At 70.2% G+C, this 22,611-nt stretch carries 19 protein-coding genes; 9 read left to right on the top strand and 10 right to left on the bottom strand.

Features of this window, described 5'->3' with window-relative positions; genetic code table 11:
- Positions 1–138 precede the first annotated feature (138 nt).
- From KS03_RS08885 to KS03_RS08895, 3 genes are all read right to left on the bottom strand, one after another.
- Positions 139–603 carry an Lrp/AsnC family transcriptional regulator gene (locus KS03_RS08885; RefSeq protein WP_012733846.1) on the bottom strand — a complete coding sequence of 155 codons (465 nt, stop codon included), beginning with the start codon at positions 601–603 and terminating at the stop codon, positions 139–141.
- Positions 604–749: 146 nt separating this feature from the next.
- Positions 750–1,724: a DUF4880 domain-containing protein gene (locus KS03_RS08890; protein WP_012733845.1), complete on the bottom strand. Its 975-nt coding sequence runs from the start codon at positions 1,722–1,724 to the stop codon at positions 750–752.
- Positions 1,706–2,257 carry a sigma-70 family RNA polymerase sigma factor gene (locus tag KS03_RS08895; protein ID WP_012733844.1) on the bottom strand — a complete coding sequence of 184 codons (552 nt, stop codon included), beginning with the start codon at positions 2,255–2,257 and terminating at the stop codon, positions 1,706–1,708. Before KS03_RS08895 ends, KS03_RS08890 begins: the two co-directional genes overlap by 19 nt.
- A gap of 789 nt (positions 2,258–3,046) precedes the next feature.
- On the opposite strand from KS03_RS08895, the gene mhpT reads away from it, so the two are divergent.
- From mhpT to KS03_RS08910, 3 genes are all read left to right on the top strand, one after another.
- Positions 3,047–4,294: a 3-(3-hydroxy-phenyl)propionate transporter MhpT gene (gene mhpT, locus KS03_RS08900; protein WP_017432391.1), complete on the top strand. Its 1,248-nt coding sequence runs from the start codon at positions 3,047–3,049 to the stop codon at positions 4,292–4,294.
- Positions 4,295–4,377: 83 nt separating this feature from the next.
- Positions 4,378–5,520, top strand: coding sequence for a porin (locus tag KS03_RS08905; RefSeq protein WP_012733842.1), 1,143 nt, complete (start codon positions 4,378–4,380; stop codon positions 5,518–5,520).
- 19 nt (positions 5,521–5,539) lie between these two features.
- A complete protein-coding gene (locus tag KS03_RS08910) occupies positions 5,540–7,273 on the top strand; it encodes a tannase/feruloyl esterase family alpha/beta hydrolase (protein WP_012733841.1) in 1,734 nt (577 codons plus the stop codon).
- A 49-nt stretch (positions 7,274–7,322) separates the two neighbouring features.
- On the opposite strand, the gene KS03_RS08915 is transcribed toward KS03_RS08910, so the two are convergent.
- Positions 7,323–7,850: a MarR family winged helix-turn-helix transcriptional regulator gene (locus tag KS03_RS08915; protein ID WP_012733840.1), complete on the bottom strand. Its 528-nt coding sequence runs from the start codon at positions 7,848–7,850 to the stop codon at positions 7,323–7,325.
- Between the two features lie 241 nt (positions 7,851–8,091).
- Between KS03_RS08915 and KS03_RS08920 the strand changes: the two genes are divergently transcribed.
- The 6 genes from KS03_RS08920 to KS03_RS08945 all read left to right on the top strand — a co-directional run bounded on the left by KS03_RS08920 (position 8,092) and on the right by KS03_RS08945 (position 15,805).
- Positions 8,092–8,919: a p-hydroxycinnamoyl CoA hydratase/lyase gene (locus KS03_RS08920; protein WP_012733839.1), complete on the top strand. Its 828-nt coding sequence runs from the start codon at positions 8,092–8,094 to the stop codon at positions 8,917–8,919.
- A gap of 39 nt (positions 8,920–8,958) precedes the next feature.
- Positions 8,959–10,410: an aldehyde dehydrogenase gene (locus tag KS03_RS08925; RefSeq protein ID WP_012733838.1), complete on the top strand. Its 1,452-nt coding sequence runs from the start codon at positions 8,959–8,961 to the stop codon at positions 10,408–10,410.
- Between the two features lie 108 nt (positions 10,411–10,518).
- Positions 10,519–12,402 carry a feruloyl-CoA synthase gene (locus KS03_RS08930; protein WP_012733837.1) on the top strand — a complete coding sequence of 628 codons (1,884 nt, stop codon included), beginning with the start codon at positions 10,519–10,521 and terminating at the stop codon, positions 12,400–12,402.
- Positions 12,403–12,666: 264 nt separating this feature from the next.
- A complete protein-coding gene (locus KS03_RS08935) occupies positions 12,667–13,797 on the top strand; it encodes a DSD1 family PLP-dependent enzyme (protein WP_012733836.1) in 1,131 nt (376 codons plus the stop codon).
- A 147-nt stretch (positions 13,798–13,944) separates the two neighbouring features.
- Complete coding sequence (locus tag KS03_RS08940) at positions 13,945–14,865, top strand: LysR substrate-binding domain-containing protein (RefSeq protein WP_012733835.1); 921 nt, start codon at positions 13,945–13,947, stop codon at positions 14,863–14,865.
- A 262-nt stretch (positions 14,866–15,127) separates the two neighbouring features.
- Positions 15,128–15,805 carry a beta/alpha barrel domain-containing protein gene (locus tag KS03_RS08945; protein ID WP_012733834.1) on the top strand — a complete coding sequence of 226 codons (678 nt, stop codon included), beginning with the start codon at positions 15,128–15,130 and terminating at the stop codon, positions 15,803–15,805.
- Between the two features lie 76 nt (positions 15,806–15,881).
- Here KS03_RS08945 and KS03_RS08950 read toward each other — a convergent pair whose 3' ends face one another.
- The 6 genes from KS03_RS08950 to KS03_RS08975 form a co-directional block, all read right to left on the bottom strand.
- Positions 15,882–17,069 carry a M20 aminoacylase family protein gene (locus KS03_RS08950; RefSeq protein ID WP_035980719.1) on the bottom strand — a complete coding sequence of 396 codons (1,188 nt, stop codon included), beginning with the start codon at positions 17,067–17,069 and terminating at the stop codon, positions 15,882–15,884.
- A gap of 69 nt (positions 17,070–17,138) precedes the next feature.
- The gene (locus tag KS03_RS08955; protein WP_012733832.1) at positions 17,139–18,596 is read right to left on the bottom strand and encodes an aldehyde dehydrogenase family protein; all 1,458 of its coding nucleotides are present in this window, start codon (positions 18,594–18,596) and stop codon (positions 17,139–17,141) included.
- A complete protein-coding gene (locus KS03_RS08960) occupies positions 18,593–19,870 on the bottom strand; it encodes an NAD(P)/FAD-dependent oxidoreductase (RefSeq protein WP_012733831.1) in 1,278 nt (425 codons plus the stop codon). The genes KS03_RS08955 and KS03_RS08960 overlap by 4 nt, the downstream gene beginning before the upstream one ends.
- Positions 19,871–19,982: 112 nt before the next feature.
- On the bottom strand, positions 19,983–21,308 hold the full coding sequence (locus tag KS03_RS08965; protein ID WP_012733830.1) for an NAD(P)/FAD-dependent oxidoreductase: 1,326 nt from the start codon (positions 21,306–21,308) through the stop codon (positions 19,983–19,985).
- A gap of 3 nt (positions 21,309–21,311) precedes the next feature.
- The gene (locus KS03_RS08970) at positions 21,312–22,046 is read right to left on the bottom strand and encodes a cupin domain-containing protein (RefSeq protein ID WP_035979406.1); all 735 of its coding nucleotides are present in this window, start codon (positions 22,044–22,046) and stop codon (positions 21,312–21,314) included.
- A 119-nt stretch (positions 22,047–22,165) separates the two neighbouring features.
- The gene (locus KS03_RS08975) at positions 22,166–22,597 is read right to left on the bottom strand and encodes a helix-turn-helix domain-containing protein (RefSeq protein WP_012733828.1); all 432 of its coding nucleotides are present in this window, start codon (positions 22,595–22,597) and stop codon (positions 22,166–22,168) included.
- Between the last annotated feature and the right edge of the window lie 14 nt (positions 22,598–22,611).

Here is a 22,611-nt window from a genome sequence, read left to right on the forward strand (position 1 = left end):
CACAAAAAGTCTAGCTGTCCTGTCCGGAATGCTTTTTTGAAAGAATTCCTATTTGCGGCCATTTCTGGAATTTCATTCCCGGCGAACGGGACGTCGCTGAAAATTCCGTTCGACACGCCAAGTCCTCAGACCACCGGGTCACGAAATGTAGGCGAGCGGCAGGCTCGTGGTGGACTTGATGGTCTCCATCGAAAAGCTGGAACTGACGTCGAAGATTTCCAGCTCGCTGATCAAGCGCTTGTAGACACCGTCATAGGCGGCGATGTGCGGTACCACGACCTTGAGGAGATAGTCGACGTGGCCGCTCATGCGGTACACCTCGACGACTTCCGGAATATCGGCCACCGCCTCGCAAAAGCGCTTGAGCCACGCGGCCGTGTGCTGGGCGGTTCGGATCTCGACGAAGACGGTGACGCCCACATTGAGCTTCTCGGCGTCCAGCAGGGCCACGCGGCGGGCGATGACGCCGTCCTGCTCGAGCTTCTGTATGCGGCGCCAGCAAGGCGTGGTCGACAGATGCACGCGATCGGCAAGCTCCGCCACGGGAAGCGTGCAGTCGTCTTGCAGAACGGTCAGGATGGCTTTGTCGATATGGTCGATCACGGTTCTCCCCTCGGGACAAGGTAGGCGTCGTGAACATGGGACGCCTTCACTCACCTTGTGCAACGAGGGGGGAAAAGTGACACCGGGAAACGAAAATATTTTTGAAGCGGAGCGTGAAACGGTCCGGGGCCGGGTCCGGCGCCGGGTCAGGCCTCGGAGGCGACCGCCAGGACCTTTCCGTAGGTGACGAGGGACAGCCCCAGGCCGCTGGCGAGCTGGCGCAGCGCCGCCTCGGCGTCATTGAGCGCGAACACGCCGCTGACCCGGCGCGAGAGCGCTTCCTGCGGAAACCGGATGTAGCCGCTGTAGTAGCGGCCCAGCGTCTCGATGATGTCGGGCACGGGGCGGTCGAGCACCACCAGCATGCCGCGCTTCCATGCGAAGATATCCTCGGCGGTCTCGGGCATGCGGGCGATGCGCCGTGCGGTGATCGACCAGGCCGAACCGCCGTCGACACGCAGGCTGCCGCCGTCCGGCGTGGCCAGGGTGGCCTCGCCGCCCTGCACCGCCACCACGGTGTGATAGCGCAGCGCGTCGACGCTGAGCCGTGCGCTGGCCGTCGCCGCGCTGCCGTCGCGGGTGCGCACCACCAGCGGGATGCGGCTCGTCGTGACCGGATTGGTGAGGATCTGGCCGGACGCGAGGTAGACGTCATGGCCCGCGGCGGCGTCCGTCGCATAGACGCGAGCCGAGGCCCCGAGCGTCATCGGCGCGCCGTCGTTCAGCGCGACCACCTGGGGCGCCAGGCCCGCGTTGTGGTAATCGGCGTCCAGGGCGTAGCGGCCCACCAGCTCGCGCGTGCCGACCGCGGCCAAGGCCAGCGCGCTGAGCGCGCCCCCCGCCTTGAGCAGGCGGCGTCTCGCATGGGAGGGTTCGCTCAACGCGCTGCGCACCGCGGCGCCGGAGGCTGCCTGCAGCGGGGAAAACCGCGCCAGCCCTTGCTGAAGCCGCGTCCACGCCTGGTCGTGAGCGGGATCGGCACGGCGCCACGCCTCGAATCGATCGCGTTCCTCGCGCGTGACATCCCCGGCCCGCAGCCGGACCTCCCATTGCACGGCCTCGCGCATGGCGGAATCGGGCGCGCGGGCGCCGCGTGAGGCGTTCAAGGGTTCAGAAAGCATTGGGTGAGCGCTTGGGTGATGTATTTGCGGACCATGCTGCTCGACACGCCGAGCCGCTCCGCGATCTCGGCATACGTGAGGCCGTCGATCTGGCTGTAGATAAAAGCACTTTTCGCCTTCGGCGGCAAGCCATCGAGCGCCTGATCGATCAGGAACAGGGCCTGGGAAATCTCGACGATCGATTCGGCGGACGGCGCGAGCGGCGCCTCGGCGTTGAGGAGCGCGTTCTGATAGGCGCGCTCCAGATCCCGGCGGCGCCACATCTCGAAGGTCAGGCGCTGGGCGATCACGGTCAGCCATGCCCGCGGTTCGCGAATGCCCGGCGGATCGTCCACGCCGGCCAGCGCCTCGAACGACGACGCGGCGAGATCCTCGGCATCGGCCGGCGAGCCGACACGCCGCTGCAGCTTCGCCTTCAGCCATCCGTAGCTGACCCGGAACTCGTTGGCAAGCCAGGCCGAGCGGGAGCGGGCCGAGTCCTCGTCGCGCCTTTCCATGGTCTCGATCGGCTGTACTGTCGGGCCAGTGCTCATATGACATATCCCAAAGCGATGACACGATAGGCATGCGCTGCAAGCTGCCAACCTCTGCCTAAATGCAACGTCATGCCCCGCTAGGTCGATGCCGTAGTATGCCATTTCAAAACTGCCGCGTGAGGGCGCGATACCAATCCAAAACCCGCAGCCATCGGCCGTTTTGCCCGATTTCTCGGGCGCCGGCCCATGCCAGCCTCGAGCCGCCCGGACAAGCACGTGATCGGCACGCCGAACGAAAACTTGAGCCCGACCGCGGCGGCGGCCGTGAAGATGTTCGCAGGCATTGCGGTTCGCCGGCCCCCGCTTGCGCGGCGCAGGCGACTCCCCGCATCGGCCGCCCGGGACGCGCGGCTGGTCCGGATGCCGGTGCTGGCGGAGGCTGCGCCGGTTCCACCCGCTGGCCGGGCCGATCCCTCCACCGATCCCTCCACCGATCCCCATGGCGGGCCGCGGCACCGCCCGCGCCCCGGCGCGCGCCTGGCCAGTCGCGCCAAGGCGGCCCGGCGTGCCGCGCCGATCATGTCGCGCGAGGCAATGATCGGCGGCTTGTTTTCCGGCGCGAGTAGGTGTTTTCACCGAACCGCATTTGCTTGTGTTATCAGCCTGCCTGATATTAAATCGAGCCACTGCGAACGCCGGCATGCGCGTCCGGCCACCGTGTGTTCGCAGCGCCTCGCGGCCTCCGCGCTGCATGCCTGCGCCGCAAGAACACCTCGCATTGACAGACGAGGCGAGCTCATTTGGGCCCGGCTGCTTCAATCGTCACAAAATAATCAGGATTACTACGTGAAAAGAGCTGAATCATCCACTTCGTTCGGCAGCGGGAACGATAGCGCGACGACCGTTCGCGCAAGTGCCGCCGTCACCCTGGGCCTGTGTTTCGCGGTCGCGTTGCTCGAGGGACTCGATCTGCAGTCGGTCGGCGTCGCGGCACCGCGCATGGCGCGCGAGTTCGGCCTGTCGGTCGCACAGATGGGCGTGGTGTTCAGCGCCGGCACCTTCGGCCTGCTGCCCGGCGCGATGCTCGGCGGCCGGCTGGCCGATCTGCTTGGCCGCAAGCGCGTGCTGGTGATTTCCGTCTGCCTGTTCGGCCTGCTGTCGATCATGACCGCGCTGGTCCGCGATCTTCAGATGCTGGCGCTGGTGCGGATCCTCACCGGGATCGGGCTGGGCGGCGCACTGCCGAACCTGATCGCCCTGTCCTCGGAGGCGGTCGAGCCGCGCTCGCGCGGCACGGCCGTCAGCGTGATGTATTGCGGCATCCCGTTCGGCGGACTGATCGCGTCGGTGATCGGCATGCTGAGCGCCGGCGACACCGAATGGCGGCATATCTTCTACGTCGGCGGCGCGGGCCCGCTGCTGCTGGTGCCGCTGCTGCTCGCCTTGCTGGGGAATTCGCGGGCCTTCGCGCAGGCGTCCGACTACGGCCGCGCGAAGCCGGCGCCGGTCGGCCGGATTCTGTTCGACGAGGCGCGCGGGCCGTCCACCGTGCAGATCTGGGTCAGCTTCTTCTGCACGCTGATCGTCCTCTACTTCCTGCTCAACTGGCTGCCCTCGCTGATGGCGGCCAGCGGCCTGTCGCGCGTGCAGGTGGGCTACGTGCAGATCCTCTTCAACATCGGCGGCGGGCTCGGCGCGCTGTTCATCGGCACGTTGATGGATCGCGTGCGCCCCAGCCTGGTGGTGTCGGGCATGTATGCCGGCATCATCGCATCGCTCGCGGCGCTGGCAACGGCGCCCGGGTTCGGCACCTTCGCCGCGGCGGCCTTTTTCGCCGGCATGTTCGTGGTCGGCGGCCAATCGGTGCTCTATGCGCTGTCGGCGCAGTTCTACCCGACGGCGATGCGCGGCACCGGGGTCGGCGCGGCGGTGGCGGTCGGGCGCCTCGGCTCGGTGGTCGGGCCGCTCGCGGCCGGCCAATTGCTGGCGATGGGCCGCAGCTCGTCGACGGTGATCGGCGCGTCCATCCCCGTCACGCTGATCGCCGCCGCCGCCGCGCTGCTGCTGGTGCGTCGCCCGCGAGCCGCCGACTGAACGCGCGCCCCCGCACCAGACACCCATAACCACCAACGACATTGCGAATCCGGCAGTTCCTCAACGGTTTGGAGACACCACTCATGCAAGCATCCGCCAATCTGGCACTTTGCGGCGCCCTGTGCGCGATCAGCGGCGCGGCCGCGGCGCAATCGAGCGTCACGATGTACGGCATCATCGATACCGGGATCGAATACGTCTCGCACGCCAACGCGGCGGGCAAGAGCCTGTTGCGCATGCCCGGCGTCACGGGAGAGCTGCCGTCGCGCTGGGGCCTGCGCGGCAGCGAGGATCTGGGCGGAGGCTACAGCGCGGTGTTCACGCTGGAAAGCGGCTTCAACGTCCGTGCCGGCGATTCGGGCCAGGGCGGCCGGCTGTTCGGACGGCAGGCGTTCGTCGGCATCAAGAGCCCGTATGGCACGCTGAGCTTCGGCCGCCAGTACACGATGACCTATCTCGCCCTGATGGGCGCGGACCTGATCGGCCCGGACATCTACGGGCTCGGCTCGTTCGATGCCTATGTGCCGAACGCGCGCGCCGACAACTCGGTGACCTACCTGGGCAATTACGCCGGGGTCACGCTGGGCGCGAACTACTCGTTCGGCCGCGATTCGACCGGCACCGGCAATTCGCCCGGGCAAGGCACCTGCACGGGATCGGTGGCGGGACGCCCGACCGAGTGCCGCGAATGGTCGCTGATGCTGAAGTACGACACGCCGCTGTTCGGCGTCGCGGCCTCCTACGAGGAACAGCGCGGCGGCAGCAACGCGGCGGCGAATTTCTTCGACGGCGTGGCGCCGACGCCGCTGGCCGATGCCGCCGACAAGGACATCCGCACCCACGTGAGCGCATACGCGAACCTCGGCAGCAAGGCGAAACTCGGCCTCGGCTGGCTGAACCGGCGCGTGCAGCCGCTCGCGGCGTCGCTCGCCGGCGTGCGCACCAACCTGTTCTTCGTCGGCGCGTCCTACTTCGTCACGCCCGCCTTCATCGTCGACGGCGAGGTCTATCACATCGACAACCCGCAGCACGACACGCGCGCGACGATGGGCACGCTGCGCGGCACCTATCTGCTGTCGAAGCGCACGGCCGTCTATGCCCAGGCCTCCTATCTCGGCAACAGCGCGAAGGCCCGCTATTCGGTCAGCGGCGGCGGCGGCGGCACGACGCCCGCGGCCGGTGTGGGCCAGACCGGCGTGATGCTCGGCATGCGCCACTCGTTCTAGACCTTCCGGAGTTCCTGCCATGCACCCTACCTCGATCGTCACCGCCGTGGCGGCCTTGCTCACGCTCTCGCTCGCCGCTTGCGGCGGCAGCGGCAGCGCCCCGAATGCTTCCGGCGGCAGCAGCACGCTGCCGCAACTGAGCGCCGCCACGCCCGGCACGCTCGCCGGCACGTGCGCGGCGCTGGGCGCGAGGCTCGCGTTCGCCAACACGGTATTCAGTTCCGTGACCGACGTGGCCGCCGGCACGCTGACGGTGGCGGGCAAGCCGATCGCCGAGCACTGCCTGATCCAGGGCAGCATGAATCAGCGCGTCAGCACCGTGGACGGCCAGACCTACGCGATCGGCTTCGAGATGCGCCTGCCGCTCGCCTGGAACGGGCGCTTCTTCTACCAGGCCAACGGCGGGCTCGACGGCATCGTGGTCACCGCCACCGGCGAAATCGGCGGCGGCGGCCCGAGCAACGACGCGCTGAACATGGGCTTCGCCGTGATCAGCTCGGACTCGGGGCATAGCGCGTCGCAAAATCCGCTGTTCGGGCTCGACCCGCAGGCGCGCCGCGACTACGGCTACGCGGCCGTCGACACGCTGACCCCGATGGCCAAGCAAGTGATCAAGCTCGCCTACGGCAAGGCGCCGGACCGCAGCTATTTCGGCGGCTGCTCGAACGGCGGCCGCCATGCCATGGTCACGGCCGCGCGTTCGTCGGGCGAGTACGACGGCATCATCGCCGGCGATCCGGGCTTTCACCTGCCGAAGGCGGCGATCGGCGAGATGTGGGGCGCGCAGCAGTTGGCGAAAGTGGCGACCGCGACCGGCGCGAACGGCTTGCCCGACATCACCACCGGTTTCACCGCGGCCGAACGCCAGATGGTGGCGTCGAGAATCCTCGCAAAATGCGACGCGCTCGACGGCGTCGCCGACGGCCTGATCCAGGACATCAAGGCATGCCAGGCGAACTTCAGTCTCGCCGACGACGTGCCCACCTGCGCGGGGAACCTGCGCGACGGCAGTTGCCTGACCAGCGCGCAGAAGGATGCGATCGGCAAGCTGTTTGCCGGCGCCCGCGACAGCGCGGGCAACGCGCTTTATGCGAGCTTTCCCTACGACGCCGGGCTCGGCGCCGGCTGGTCGGCCTGGAAGCAGGGCAATTCGATCACGCTCGATCCGGCCGCCGCGGCCTTCGTGTTCTCGTCGCCGCCGCACAGCGCGTCGCTGCTGAGCCAGCTCTCGTCGTATGCGCTGAACTTCAGCATGGACCGCGACGCGCCGGCGATCTTCGCGACCAGCGGCGTCTACGCCGAATCGGCGTGGTCGTTCATGACGCCGCCGGACGAAACCAACCTGAGCGCCTTCAAGCAGCGCGGCGCGAAGCTGATGGTCTATCACGGCACGAGCGACCCGGTGTTTTCGTCCAACGACACGACCGACTGGTATCAGCGGCTCGCCAGCGCGAACGGCGGCGACGCGTCGAATTTCGCGCGGCTCTACACGATTGCCGGCATGGATCATTGCAGCGGCGGACCGAGCACCGACCAGTTCGACATGCTGACGCCCCTGGTCGCCTGGGTCGAGCAGGGCAAGGCCCCGGACCGCGTGACGGCCACCGCGCGCGACGCCAGCAGTGCCACGCCGAATCCGGACGTGCCGGCCAACTGGGGCCGCGGGCGCACCCGGCCGTTGTGCGCCTACCCGAAGGTAGCGCGCTATACGGGCGGCGATGTGAACAGCGCGAGCAGCTTCGTCTGCAGTTGAGCGGCCTTGCGGTGCGCCGCGCCGGCGGCGGCGCGGCGCACCGCTGCGCTCAGCGCTCCCTGAGATTCTTCACGCAGCCGTGCAGCAGCGCGCGCAGCACCGGCTCGTCGGCGCTCATCTCGCCGAGCATCGACCGTTCGATCTGATCGACGCTTTCATTGCAGCGCTTCAAGAGCGCCTTGCCCGCGGGCGTCAGAAGCAGCAGCACGATCCGGCGATTGGCCGGGTCCGGCTCACGCGTGACCCACCCGTTCGATTCCATGGTCTTGACGACTTCGTTGGCCGACTGCGGCGTGATGAACGAGCGCTCGGCCAGCTGCGCATTCGAGGATCGCCCGCGGCCGTTCAACACCGACAAGGCGGTGAACTGCGGCAGCGTGAGGCCGTGGGCGGCGAGCACCTCGGTCAGACGGCGCGATACGATCCGGTCGAGCTGCCCGATCAGGTAGGTGAGCCGCATCGGCGCATGAGCGGCGGGCGCGGCGCCGCCCGGCGCGACGACATCGGCTGCGGCGGCAACAGCGGGCGCGGCGGCGGGGCTGGTCTTTTTCGTGGATGCCCGGGGCTTCGTGGTCATCGGTTAGCGTGGGTTCGAGGGCTTGGACAGCAGCCATCATAATCCACGCCGAAGCCGGCGCCGCGTGCCGCGAGCCGGCGCTCCCCTGCCCCGCGGCAGCCGTTGCGGCGCCGCCCGTACCGCGCTGCCGGCGCGCTTCGGGGTTTTTACCAGCACGGCGATATTCCGCTTTACTTATCAGGCAGCCTGATATTAAATTGTCGTCAGGCCGCAGTCGCGGCACCATTCACGGAGAAATTCAATGAGCTACGAAGGTCGCTGGACAACGGTCAAGGTCACGGTCGAGGCGGGCATCGGCTGGGTGGTGCTGAATCGCCCCGAGAAGCGCAACGCGATGAGCCCGACGCTGAACAAGGAAATGATCGACGTGCTCGAAACGCTCGAGCTCGACGACGAGGCGCAGGTGCTGGTACTGACCGGCGAAGGCGATGCGTGGACCGCCGGCATGGACCTGAAGGAATATTTCCGCGAGGTGGACGCGGCCTCGGACGTGGTGCAGGAGCGCATTCGCCGCGACGCGAGCCGCTGGCAATGGCAACTGCTGCGCATGTATTCGAAGCCGACCATCGCGATGGTCAACGGCTGGTGTTTCGGCGGCGGGTTTTCGCCGCTCGTCGCCTGCGATCTCGCCATCGCCGCCGACGAGGCCACCTTCGGCCTGTCCGAAATCAACTGGGGCATTCCCCCCGGCAACCTGGTGAGCAAGGCCATGGCGGACACCGTCGGCCATCGCCAGGCGCTCTACTACATCATGACCGGCGACACCTTCACCGGCAAGCAGGCCGCGCAGATGGGCCTGGTCAACCAGAGCGTGCCGCGCGCGGCCTTGCGCGAGGCGACCGTCGCGCTCGCGGCCAAGCTGCTCGACAAGAACCCGGTGGTGCTGCGCAACGCGAAGCACGGCTTCAAGCGCAGCCGCGAACTGACCTGGGAGCAGAACGAGGACTACCTGTACGCCAAGCTCGACCAGGCCAATTATCGCGACAAGGAAGGCGGCCGCGAAAAGGGCCTCAAGCAGTTTCTCGACGACAAGAGCATCAAGCCGGGCCTGCAAGCCTACAAGCGCTGATACGGCCGGCTCGAGCGGGCACACGGAGGAGACAACACCATGAACGAGATCGGTCTGTTGATCGACGGTCAGGCACGGCCGGCGTCGAACGGCGGCACCTTCGAGCGTATCAACCCGGCCACCGGCGCGGTGGCCACGCGCGCGGCGGCGGCCACGCCGGAGGATGCCGACGCGGCCGTGGCGGCGGCGGCCCGCGCGTTTCCCGGCTGGGCCGCGCTGTCGCCGACCGAGCGCCGCAAGCGGCTGCTCGCGGCGGCCGACCGGATGGACGAGCGCACCCCGGAGTTCATCGCGACGGGTGCCGCCGAGACCGGCGCGATGGCGAACTGGTACGGCTTCAACGTCATGCTCGCCGCCAACATGCTGCGCGAGGCGGCGGCCATGACCACCCAGATCGACGGCGCGGTGATCCCGTCCGACGTGCCCGGCAGCCTGTCGATGGCGGTGCGGCAGCCATGCGGCGTGGTGCTCGGCATGGCGCCCTGGAACGCGCCGGTGATACTCGCCACGCGCGCACTCGCGATGCCGCTCGCCTGCGGCAATACCGTGGTGCTGAAGGCCTCGGAGGGCTGCCCGGGCGTGCATCGGCTGATCGGCCAGGTGCTGCACGAGGCGGGGCTCGGCGACGGCGTCGTCAACGTGCTCTCGCACGCGCCGCATGATGCGCCCGCGATCGTCGAGCGGCTGATCGCGAATCCGCTCGTCAGGCGCGTGAACTTCACGGGCTCGACGCGCGTCGGGCGCATCGTCGCGGAGCTGTCCGCACGGCACCTGAAGCCCGCGCTGCTGGAACTGGGCGGCAAGGCTCCGGTGCTGGTGCTCGACGATGCCGATCTCGACGCGGCGGTGGACGGCATCGCGTTCGGCGCGTTCTTCAACCAGGGGCAAATCTGCATGTCCACCGAGCGCGTGATCGTCGATCGCAAGCTTGGCGATGCGCTGGTCGACAAGCTGGTGGCCAAGGCGCGCACGCTGAAGGCCGGCGACCCGTCGCAGCCGGGCTCGATTCTCGGCACGCTCGAGAGCGAGGCGTCGGCGCGGCGCATCCAGGCGCTCGTCGAAGACGCGCGCGAGAAAGGCGCGCGGCTGCCGCTCGGCTGCGAGGTGCGCGGCGCGATCATGCAGCCGGTGATCGTCGAGAACGTCACGCGCGAGATGAAGCTGTATGCGGACGAATCGTTCGGCCCGGTGGTGACCGTGCAGCGCGTGGACGGCGACGAGGAGGCGCTGCGGGTGGCCAACGACAGCGAGTACGGGCTCTCGGCCGCCCTGTTCAGCCGCGATCTCGGGCGGGCGATGAACCTCGCCAGGCGCATCGAATCCGGCATCTGCCACATCAACGGCCCGACCGTGCACGACGAGGCGCAGATCCCGTTCGGCGGCGTGAAGGCGAGCGGTTACGGACGCTTCGGCAGCAAGGCGTCGATCGCGGAATTCACCGAACTGCGCTGGATCACGGTGCAGACCACGCCGCGCCACTATCCGATCTGAAGCCGGCTGCGGCGCCCGCGCCGCGAGCGAGCATGCCATGCCGCGCGCCCCGCCGCGATCGCAGCGACGCGACGGGGCAAACGCCGCGGCCCAACCAGGAGACAGGCCTTGGAAACGGACCACCGCCTTGGATTGGCGAACCCAGCCGGATACCGGCATGTCGCCATCCAGGCCAGCGCACCGCATGTCGAGCGTCGCGGCGAGTGCTGGTACCTGCGCGCGAGCGCGCCGCTCGGCGCTTATCCGTCGCGCTTCACGGACCGGCTCGTCAGTGGCGCGCAAGCGCACCCCGACCGGCTGCTGGTGGCGCAGCGCGACGCGCAAGGCGCCTGGCGCGGCGTGAGCTACGCGCAGATGCTCGAGAATGCACGCGCGATCGGCGAGGCCCTGCTCGGCCGCGGCCTGAGCGCCGAGCGGCCGCTCGCGATCCTGTCCGGCAACAGCATCGAGCACCTGCAAATGGCACTGGGCGCGATGTGGGCGGGCATCCCCTATGCGCCGGTCTCGCCCGCCTATTCGCTGATCTCGGGCGATTTCGGCAAGCTGCGCCACGTGTTCGAGCTGCTCACGCCGGGCCTGGTGTTCGCCGACGACCTCGCGGCCTATGCGGCCGGCCTCGACGCGGCCTTGCCGCGCGACGTCGAGCGGGTCGGCGTGGCGCCCGGCGCGGGCGGCGCCACGCCGTTTGCGGCGCTGCTCGACACGCTCCCGCGCGACGTCGATGCGGCGCACGCACGGGTGGATGGCGACACGATCGCGAAATTTCTGTTCACCTCCGGCTCGACGCGTCTGCCGAAAGCGGTGCCGACCACGCACCGGATGCTGTGCGCCAATCAGCAGATGCTGCTCGAAACCTTTCCGCAGTTCGGTATCGAGCCGCCGGTGCTGGTCGACTGGCTGCCGTGGAACCACACGTTCGGCGGCAGCCATAACGTCGGCATCGTGCTGTACAACGGCGGCACGCTGTATATCGACGGCGGCAAGCCGGTGGCGGGCAAGTTCGACGAGACGGTGCGCAATCTGCACGAGATCGCGCCCACCGTGTTCTTCAACGTGCCCAAGGGCTGGGAGGAACTGACGGCCGCGCTGGAAGCCGATGCGGCGCTGCGCGAGCGCTTTTTCTCGCGCGTGAAGCTGTACTTCTTTGCCGGCGCGGGCTTGTCCCAGGCCGCCTGGGACCGGCTCGAGCGCGTGACGCTGGCGCATTGCGGCGAGCGCATCCGCATCATGGCGGGGCTCGGCATGACGGAGACCGCCCCCTCGTGCCTGTTCACCACCGGCCCGGTATCGGGCGCGGGGTACATCGGCCTGCCCGCGCCGGGCTGCGAGGCGAAGATCGCGCCGGTCGACGGCAAGTTCGAGGTGCGTTTCCGCGGGCCGAACGTGATGCGCGGCTACTGGCGCATGCCCACCGCCAACGCGGAGATCTTCGACGACGAAGGCTACTACCGCAGCGGCGACGCCGTGCGTTTCGTCGACAGCGAGCGGCCGGAACTGGGGCTCGCCTTCGACGGGCGCATCGCCGAGGACTTCAAGCTCGGCTCGGGCACCTTCGTGAGCGTCGGGCCGATGCGCGCGCGCATCATCTCGGAGGGCGCGCCCTATGTGCAGGACGCGGTCATCACCGGCATGAATCGCGACGAAGTGGGCGCCATGGTGTTTCCCCGTGTCGACGCCTGCCGCTCGCTCGCGGGCCTGGGCCGGGACGCGGGCGTGGCGGACGTGCTCAACGCGCCGGCGGTGCGGGCGTTCTTCGCGGCGCTGCTCGACAAGCTCAACCAGCACGCCACCGGCAGCGCGACGTTGATTGCCAGGCTGCGGCTGCTGGCGGTGCCGCCCTCGCTCGATCTCGGCGAGGTGACCGACAAAGGCTCGATCAACCAGCGCGCGGTGCTCCAGCATCGCGCCGCGCTGGTCGACGCCATGCATGACGGCGGCGATCCGGAGGTCATCGAGGCGCGCGAGCGCCGCGGCCAGGCGGCACGACCATGACGGCTTCGGCGCGGCGCGGTTCGGCGCCGGCGCCTTGCCGGCCGCGGCCTGCTCGCGCCCGGCGGTAGCGCGGGGCGCTGGCGCCCCGCCCCGGCCGGCAGCCGGGCCGACATGCGCCGCGCGCCGCCGGCCGAGCCTTCAGCCGGGCTTAACGAGCGCTTTATCGGCCGTTAAGCACAAAGCCTCGATCCGCTCGTATAGTGGCCGATCCGAACGCGCGAGGCCGGTGCCGCGCCGCGTGTGCCGCATGATCCGGAGCGAGAGATGAATCTGGAGTCGTTGAATACCCCCGCCGCGCTGATCGACGTCGCGCGCATGAACCGCAACATCGAACGGATGCAGCAGCGCATGAACGCGCTCGGCGTGAATTTCCGGCCGCACATCAAGACGAGCAAGTGCGCGCCGGTCGTCACGGCGCAGCTCGAGGCCGGCGCGCGAGGCATCACGGTGTCCACGCTCAAGGAGGCCGAACAGTTCTTCGCGCTCGGCGTTCGCGACATCGTCTACGCGGTCGGCATCGCGCCGGCGAAGCTCGCGCAGGCGCTGGCCCTGCGCCGGCGCGGCTGCGACCTGAAGATCGTCGCCGACAGCGTCGCCTGCGCCCAAGCCATCGTCGCGTTCGGCCGCCAGCACGGGGAAAGCTTCGAGGTCTGGATCGAGGTCGATGTCGACGGCCACCGCTCGGGCCTCGATCCCGAGGACGAGGCGCTGCTCGCGGTCGCGGCGACGCTGGTGGGCGGCGGCATGCACCTGGGCGGCGTGATGGCGCACGCCGGCTCCAGCTACGAGCACGATACCCACGACGCCCTGGTTCGCCTGGCTGAGCAGGAGCGTTCGCGCAGCGTGCGGGCCGCCGAACGCATCCGCTCGGCCGGCCTGTCGTGCCAGGCCGTCAGCATCGGCTCGACGCCGACCGCGCTGGCCGCCGAGCGGCTGGACGGCGTGACCGAGGTGCGCGCGGGCGTCTACGTGCTGTTCGATCTCGTCATGCACAACGTGGGCGTGAGCCGGCTGTCCGAGCTGGCGCTGAGCGTCCTGACCACGGTGATCGGCCACCAGCGCGAAAAAGGCTGGGCCATCGTCGACGCCGGCTGGATGGCGATGAGCCGGGACCGCGGCACCCAGCGCCAGAAGCGCGACTTCGGCTACGGACTGGTTTGCCTCGAGAACGGCGAGGTGCTGGACGGCTACCTGATGAGCGGCGCGAACCAGGAGCACGGCATCGTGTCGCGCTCCGGCGCGCCGGACCACGCAATCGAGCAGCGCTTGCCGATCGGCACGCGCTTGCGCATCCTCCCCAACCACGCTTGCGCCACCGGCGCGCAGCATCCCGCCTACCAGGCCGTCAAGCCGGACGGAAGCATCGAGACCTGGCCGCGATTCTATGGCTGGTGACTCGCGGCGCCGTTCGGCGCCCGGCGGCAAACCGCGCCCGCCTCGCGGCCGAACGGCCAGCGCCGGCGCGGCCGGCCCGGCGCCAATCCAGGAAAAGATATTTTGGCCTGTCTACTATGGGATGAGCGAATCATCGATGGGGGGTGAATGCTTCAACTCGAAGACATGCAACTGCTGCGCGCGCTGGGCGCCTCGCCGTCGCTCGCGGCCGCGGCACGGCTGCTGGACCTGACGCCGCCCGCCGTCACGGTACGGCTCCGGCGCATCGAGCAACGGGTGGGCGTGAGCCTCGCGACGCGGGCGGCGAGGGGCATTTCCTTGACCGACGAGGGACAGCGCCTGATCCAGGAGGCCATCGACATCCTCGAGCGGATCGAGTCGCTTCCGTCCCGCCTCTCGGACCAAGCCAACGGCGTGAGCGGCCACCTGCGCGTGGTGGCGCCGTTCGGGTTCGGGCGCGCCTACGTGGCGCCGCTGATCCGCAGCCTGCACCGCTCGCATCCCCGGCTCGCGGTCTCGCTGATCCTGGTGGAAAGTCCGCTGGCCGCGGCATCGGGTGCCGATGTGGTGATCTCCATCGGCCCCATCAAGGGCTCCTCGTGGGTCGGACATTGGCTGGCGCCGAACGAGCGCCTGCTGTGCGCCGGCCCCGCCCTGGCGCGCAGCCTGTCCGAACTCGGGCATCCGTCCGAACTCGGCCGTTACCCGTACCTCGCGCTGCGCGAGAACGACGAGGAAGTCACCCGGCTGCGCTTCACACAGCACGACGCCGCGGGCAGGCGCGCGGGCAAGGCCGTGACGGTCAGGCTGACGAGCGTCCTGTCGTCGAACGACGGCACCGTGGTGAGGGACTGGGCGGCGGACGGGCTCGGCGTCGTCGCCCGCTCCGAATGGGACTGCGTGCGGCTGCTCGCCGAAGGCAGGCTGGTGCGCGTCCTGCCGGCATGGCGGCTCGATCCGGCGCCCGTGATCGCGCTCACGCCCACCCGCCAGGGGCTGACGATTCGTCAGCGGGTATTCCTCGATGCGGCGAAGCGCGCCTTCGACCCCGTGCCGTGGCGGGCTTGACCCGGCCGGCCGCCGAGGCCCGCCTCGCGAAGCCGCGAACCTCGCGGCACCCGGCGCCGCTCGCGCGGTGCGCCGCGCCGTAGGCGACGCGCATGCCGATCCGGCTCCCCCCGCCGTGAGCCGGCCCTCGGCCCGCCTCTGCACCGGCCACGGCACCTGGCTGGGCTGGCTCGGCGTCGGGCGCGGCCCGCCCGTCGGATAATGATGCGGCATCTCGTGGATCAGCAGCCACGCGGCCCTTCACCCGTCACCGGAGCCTGACGTGTCCCACTTCATTTTGATGTTGACCGAGAACGACGCAACCGTCGGCGACGCCCTGGCCGTCTACGACAGCCTGCGCGACAGCCCGCTGCGATTCGTCGGCTTCAAGGACGTTGGCCTGCCGGTGGCGATGCTCGTGCAACTGGCGCGGCGCATCCGTGCCGACGGCCGCGAAGTCGTGCTGGAAGTGGTCGCCACCAGCCGCGAGGCGGAGCTGGCATCGATCGGCGCGGCGCTCGAGATCGGCGTGGACTACCTGCTCGGCGGCCGCCATGTCGAAGACGCGCTGCCGCTGCTGCGCGGCGCGCCGATCCGGTATTTTCCGTTCGCGGGGCGCACCGTCGGCCATCCGACCGTGCTGGAGGGGAGCATCGACGAGATCGTCGACGACGCGCGCCGGCTCGCCTCGCTGCCCGGCGTCCACGGTCTCGACCTGCTGGCCTATCGGCTGGCCGGCAGCGGCGCGCCCGCGGAGCTGGCGCGGCGCGTCGTCGAAGCGGTCGAGCTGCCGGTGATCGCGGCCGGCAGCATCGACCGGCCGGCGCGCGTGAGGGCGATGCGCGATGCGGCGGCATGGGGCTTCACGGTCGGCAGCGCGCTGTTCCGGCATGCCTTCGGCGCTCGGCCGCTGGCCGCGCAGATCGATGCGATCCTCGGCATCGAGGGCGTGACGGCCTGAGGCGGCCGCCAAGGCACCGCCGCCGCCGGCCGTCACCCCATGCGGCCTGGCCGGCCGGTCGCGGCGCCCCGGCGCCTCAGGCCGCGCGGCCGAAGTAACGCTGCGCCAGGGCCACCCAGTACCGGACGCCGGCCGGAATGATGGCGTCGTTGAAATCGTATTTCGGGTGATGCAGCGCCGCCGCGGCCGCGCCGTCCGGCGCATTGCCGATCAGCACGTAGGCGCCCGGCCGCGCCTCCAGCATGAAGCCGAAGTCCTCGGACGTCATGTTCGGCGGCACCTCGCGGTGCAGGCGTGCCTCGCCGAACGTGTCGCGGATCACCGCTTCGCACAGCGCCGTCTCGGCCGGCGTGTTGACCGTCGCCGGATAGTATTGAAAGAACTCCACCTCGACCTGCGCGCCCTGCGCCGCGGCCAGCCCCTCGCAGGCCTGCCGGACGTCGCGCTGCAGCCTCTGCTGCAGCTCGGACGACAGGGTGCGAATCGTGCCGCGCAGCTCGGCCGTGTCTGGAATGACGTTGTCGGTCGTGCCCGCCTGGAACATGCAGACGGAAATCACGGCGGGTTGGACGGGGTCCTTGTGCCGTGCGGCGATGGTCTGGCACTGCAGCACCATCAGGCAGGCGAGCGGCACCGGATCGATGCCCAGATGCGGCTGCGCCGCGTGCGCGCCCTTGCCCCGCACCGTGATCCGGAAGCGCGAGCCCGCGGCCATGATGGGCCCGGTGCGCAGCCCGAACTGCCCGGCCGGCAAGCCGGGCCAGTTGTGCATGCCGAACACCGCTTCGGTGGGATATTGCTCGAACAGCCCGTCGTCGATCATCTTGCGCGCGCCCGCGCCGCCCTCCTCGCCCGGCTGAAACACGAAATGCACGCTGCCCGGCAGCGGCGGCAGCGACTTCAGCATGCGCGCGGCGCCCAGCAGCATGACCGTATGGCCGTCATGGCCGCAGGCATGCATGATCCCGTGCGCGCACGAGGCATGCGCGAAATCGTTGGCCTCGTGGATCGGCAGCGCGTCCAGATCGGCGCGCAGCACGATGCCGCGTGCCGGGTCGGTGCCGGCCAGGCTGGCCACCACACCGGTGCCGCCCAGCCCGCGCGCCACCGAATAGCCGAGCGACTCCAGTTCGCGGGCGACGACGTCGGCGGTGCGGTGCTCCTCGAACCGCAGCTCGGGATGCGCGTGCAGATCGCGGCGCAATCCGGCCCAGTGTGCCTGATGCGTGCTCAGCGACGTGTCGGAAATGACGGCGTGTTCCAATTTCGGCACCTTCGAAAAATAAACGGCTTGCCTGCTGCCCTGCCGGCGCATCGGCGCGCCGCGGCCGCGTCAGTCGTAGTAGCCCAGCACCGACTTGAGCTCCAGGTACTCCTCCATCCCTTCGATCCCGTACTCGCGGCCGTTGCCCGACTGCTTGTAGCCGCCGAACGGCGCCTGCGGGTCCCATGCCGGATAGTTCAGGTGCACCTGCCCGGCCCGGATGCGCGCGGCCACCGCGCGCACGCGCGCCATGTCGGTGCCCTGCACGTGCGCGCCGAGCCCGTAGACGGTGTCGTTGGCGATCGCGACCGCTTCGTCCACGGTATCGTAAGGCAGGATCGCGAGCACCGGGCCGAAGATCTCCTGCTGCGCGATCGTCATGTCCGTGCGCACCTCGGAGAAAATCGTCGGCCGCACGTAGAACCCCTTGTCGAGGCCGGCGGGGCGCCCCGGCCCGCCGGCGATCAGCTTGGCGCGCTCCGCGCAGCCGGCCTCGATCATCTGCGCGACCCGCCCGAACTGCGCGCGGTTGGCGAGCGGCCCGTGCGTGGTCGCCTCGGCGAACGGATCGCCGACGACCAGCGCCTGCGCCGCCGCGACGGCACGCGCCTCGATGGCGCCGAGCAGGTGGCGCGGCACGATCATGCGGGTCGGCGCGCTGCACGACTGCCCGAGGTTGCGGAACGCGGCGGCCACGCCCGGCGCGATGGCCCGCTCCAGGTCCGCATCCGGCAGCACGAGGTTCGGCGACTTGCCGCCGAGCTCCTGCGCCACGCGCTTGACGGTCGGCGCGGCCGCCTGCGCCACCAGCACGCCCGCGCGCGTCGATCCGGTGATCGACACCATGTCGACCTGCGGGTGCGCCGACAGCGCGGCGCCCACCTGCGCACCGCTGCCGCTGACCAGGTTGAACACGCCGGGGGGCACGCCCGCGTCGTCGATCACCTCGGCGAACAGCAGCGCGCTGAGCGGCGACAGCTCGCTCGGCTTGAGCACCACCGTGCAGCCGGCGGCCAGCGCCGGGCCGACCTTCGCGGTGATCTGATAGATCGGCCAGTTCCACGGCGTGATCAGCGCGCACACGCCGATCGGCTCGCGCATGAGGGCGGTGGTGCCGCGCCGCGTGACGAACGGATAGCTCGCGAGATTGTCGCGCGCGACCCGGATATGCTCGGCGGCGAGCGGCACGTGCGCGGCACGCGCATAGCCGATCGGCGCGCCCATTTCCATCGCCAGCGCGGTGGCGAAGCGCTCCGCGCGCTCGAGGATCAGGGCATGGATGCGGTCGAGCACCGCGGCGCGCGCTTGCGGCGGGGTGGCCGCCCAGGGCTCGAAGGCGCGCCGCGCGGCGCGCACCGCGCGCTCGACGTCGGGCGCGCCGCCGAGCGGGATCTCGCAGAGCGTGGCTTCGGTGGATGGGCACACCACGGCGAACCGGTCGCCGCCCTCGGGCAGCACCCAGCTGCCGTCGATGAAGAAACGATCCAGCCTGCCGGCTTGCCGCAGGAGGTCAACGGGGGAGTTCATTGCAGGGTGTCCTTGAGTCGATACCAGGCGCCGACGAGCGGCAGGAACCAGGGCTTGCCGAAATGCCCGGGAATCGCCGGCCAGTCGAAATCCTTCCAGGGGTTGAGATCGGCACGCCCGTCCATGATCTCGGCCATCAGCGTGCCCATCAGCGTGGCCATCTGCGTGCCGTGGCCGCTATAGCCCATCGAGTAATACACGCCGTCGCGCTCGCCGGCGCGCGGCAGCCGGTTGGCCGTCATGTCCACCATGCCGCCCCAGCAATAGTCGATGCGCACGTCGGCCAGATCCGGAAACACGGCGGCCATCTGCCGCCGCAGGATCAGCCCGCTCTTCTGGTCCGAGCGCGGGTTCGAGGTGGCGAAGCGCGCCCGCCCGCCGAACAGCATGCGCTGGTCCGGCGTGACGCGGAAGAAGTTGACGAACTGCTTGGTGTCGGTGACCATCCGGCGCGTCGGCAGCAAGCGGTCGAGCCGTTCGCTCGACAACGGCTCGGAGACGATGATGAACGCGCCGACCGGCACCACCCGGCGGCGAATCCAGCCGAACGGGCCGAGCTGCGAAATACCGCTGGCAAGCAGCACCTGGGACGCCCGGATCTCGCCGAGCGGCGTCAGCGCCAGGTAGCCGCCGTCCGCCCGGCGCTCGAGGCCGAGCACCGGCGCGTGCTCGAGAATCTGCGCACCGCGGGCCTGCGCGGCGCTCGCCAGGCCGCGCACGTAGCGGCCGACATGCATCCCCGCGCTCTTGCCGAACAGCAGGCCGCCATGATACCGGTCCGAGCCGATCTCGTCGCGCAGCGCCGCCTTGCTCAGCATGCGGGTGTCGGGGTCCACGCTCGCCGCGAGCAGCGCCTGGCTGCGCACGAGCTTGTCGTAGTGCTCGGGCTTCGCGGCGAGCTTGAGCTTGCCGCTGCGCACGAAGTCGCAATCGATCGACTCCTCCCTGACCAGCCGCTCGACCAGGTCGACGCCCGCATCGAACGCGAGATAGAGCCGGTTGGCCAGTTCCGGGCCGATGCGCTGCGCCAGCGACGCGTAATCCTGCGCGAAGCCGTTGTTGCACATGCCGCCGTTGCGCCCCGAGGCCGCCTGCCCGACGGTGCCCGCCTCGCAGACGGTCACGCGCGCGCCTTTCTTGGCCAGCGCCAGGGCCGCCGCCGAGCCGGTGATACCGCCGCCCACCACCAACACGTCGCAGTGCCGCTCACGCAATTCGGCCGAGCCGCTCGCGAACGGCTTCGACGTATCGAGCCAGTAGGAACTGAAATGCATCAGGCACTCCCAATCTGTCAGAACCGGCTGCCGCGCCGGCGCGAGGCGGATCGATCCGCCCCGCGCCAGGGGCCGCCGCCCGCCTGCGCGCGATCGCCTCGCGCCGGGCCGGCTAGAAATCGGCGACCTTGCCCCAGGCGGCATCGTTGAACCGGCCGGGCCGATACGGCAGCGGGTCGACCAGCAGCGGCGCCCCCGTGGCGAGATCGGCGATCAGGTGGCCGGCGCCTGGCCCGATCCCGAAGCCGTGGCCGGAAAAGCCGGCCGCCAGGATTAGCCCCGGCACGCCCGCCACCTCGCCGATGCCGGGCACGCCGTCCGGCGTGCTGTCCACGAAGCCGGCCCAGGCATGCGTGATCTTCGCGTCGCCCAATTCGGGCAGCAGCTCGGCGGCGCGGCGGTAGGTTTCCCTGACCGTCGGCATGTCGGGCTTCGGGTCCAGGATGCGGACCGCCTCCATCGGCGTGGGCGCGTCGAGCCGCCAGCGCTTGAGCGTTTCGTGGCCGCCGCGCACCCCTTCCAGGCCGCCCGGCAGCAGATTGCGCCAGCGCTTGGCGAACATCGGCACGAATTGCGGCGCGAAGCGCAGGAACTGCGGCGTCGGGTCCACCCGCGCGCGGCCGCTGATCGCCAGTGCGTAGCGTCCGTCGCTGCGGCGCGTCGCCGACACGCCGGAGGTGTACATCGCCTCCGGCAGCGGCCGCGCGACCGGCGCCACGCTCAGGATCGACTGACGGATCGACGCCTGCGGAAAGCGGATGCCGAGCTGGCGGCAGAACGAGGACGCCCAGGCGCCGCCGGCCATCACGACGGTCCGGGTCCTGATCACGCCGGCTTCGGTCACGACGCTGGCCACCCGCCCGCCCTCGAGTTCGATGCCGCGCGCCGCGCAGGACTGGTGGACGCTGCCGCCCAGCTTCATCAGCGCGGCGGCCACCGCCGGCGCGGCCTTGCCCGGGTCGGCCGTGCCGTCGCTCGGCGAGAACACGCCGCCCTTCCAGGGCCGCCCGGTGGCGTGCCCGCGCTCGGTGGCCTGCTTGCCGTCGAGCATGTAGGTGGTCACGCCGGCGGTTTTCGCGAACTCGCCCCAGCTGGCCCAGCGCGACAGCTCGGCCTCGTCGTTGCTCAGATACAGCAGCCCGCAGCGGCGAAAGCCGGTGTCCTCGCCCGTTTCGGCGGCGAAGCGCTCCCATAGGTCGATGCTCTTGCTCGCCATCGGCAATTCGCGCTCGTCGCGGTTCTGCTGGCGGCACCAGCCCCAGTTGCGGCTCGACTGCTCCGCGCCGATCCGGCCTTTCTCGACGAGCGCGACCGATACGCCGCGCCGCGCGAGGTAGTAGGCGGTGAACACGCCGACGATGCCGCCGCCGATCACGACGACATCCGCCGAGGCCGGCAGCGTTGCGAGGGTTTCGATATGGCGAAGCGGAGGGGACATGGTTCAGTCTCGGGCGGTAGAGGCGGCGACGTTCTGCACGACATAAAACTTGGACACGCGTTCGCTGCTTTCCCAGCCGACCGGGGTGCCGCGCGGCAGGAACAGCGCGTCGCCGGCCGTGAGCGACAGCACGCTGCCGTCGGGCGCGGCGAGCCGCACGCCGCCCGCCAGCAGGAACATGAACTCGTTGACGCGATGGGGGCGCACGATCCGGTGATAGGGCGTGGAATCCCAGATGCCGGCGCAGTACGCGGCCGCGTCGTCGTCGAACACGTTGTCGCTGCGGCACTGCGGGGCCGGGCCGAGCAGCACTTCCGGCGGCAGCGTCGCCGAGGGCTTGAAGTCGGCCTCCGCGCGCAGCGCAAGCACGCCGCGCCGGGTCGGCGCCGCGCAGGCGGCCGCGCAGAACACCAGCCGCACCGGGGCGCGCGCGGCGAGGCGCAGCGCGCTGCCGGCGCCGATCACGGCGCCCTCTCGCGGGCCCAGCACGCGAGGCGCGGCGCCGTGCGCCGTGAGCGTCAGCTCGCCGTCGACGACCACGATCGTCTCGATGTGCGGAAAGCCCGCCAGCTCGAACTCGCCGACCAGGCTCAGGCGTCCGGCGGCCATCGCGTCGGGCCCTTGCCACGCGATCTCGCGATGTGACGCGAACGGATCGTGCGCGCCGAACGCCTGCCTGCGGAACTCGGTCGAAGGGGCCGTGCCGTCGGCACGATGCAATACGAACGCTGCGGTCATTTCTGCTCCTGTGCGGTGCGCGGCGGCTTGGCTGAGCGCCGCCGCGCGATATCGTCGATCGTCGTTCACCGGCTCGCCGGCCGGCGACGCCGGGGCGGCCGTGCCCCCCATGCCGCGCCTCATGCCGCGTGGCAGGCCGCGGCGCGGCGCCCGGCAGGCGGGCGCGCCAGCGGCCTGCGCGCCGCCGCGCCGCCCGCCCGGGCGGCCATGTAGTCGCGCGGCGTGATGCCGAGCACGCGCCGGAAATGCCGGCACAAGTGGCTCTGGTCGAAGAAGCCGACGTCGGTCGCGACCACCGACGGCGCGAGCCCCGCGCGCAGCAGGTCCTGCGCGCGCCGGACCCGCACGAGGCACAGGTAGCGGTGCGGCGACAGCCCGGTTTCGCTGCGAAAGCGCGCGGTGAAGCGCGACACGCTCAGGCCCGCCACCGCGGCGAGCGTGTCGAGGTTCAGCGGCTGCGCGAACGAGGCTTCGATGGTGCGCAGCACGTCGCCGATCGCCGGCGACATGGGCTGCGCGACGCGAGGCGGCCCGCCGGATTGCACTGTCATGTCGAATTCTCCCC

Origin of the sequence: Burkholderia glumae LMG 2196 = ATCC 33617 (assembly GCF_000960995.1) — a bacterium.
Classification (GTDB): Bacteria; Pseudomonadota; Gammaproteobacteria; order Burkholderiales; family Burkholderiaceae; genus Burkholderia; species Burkholderia glumae.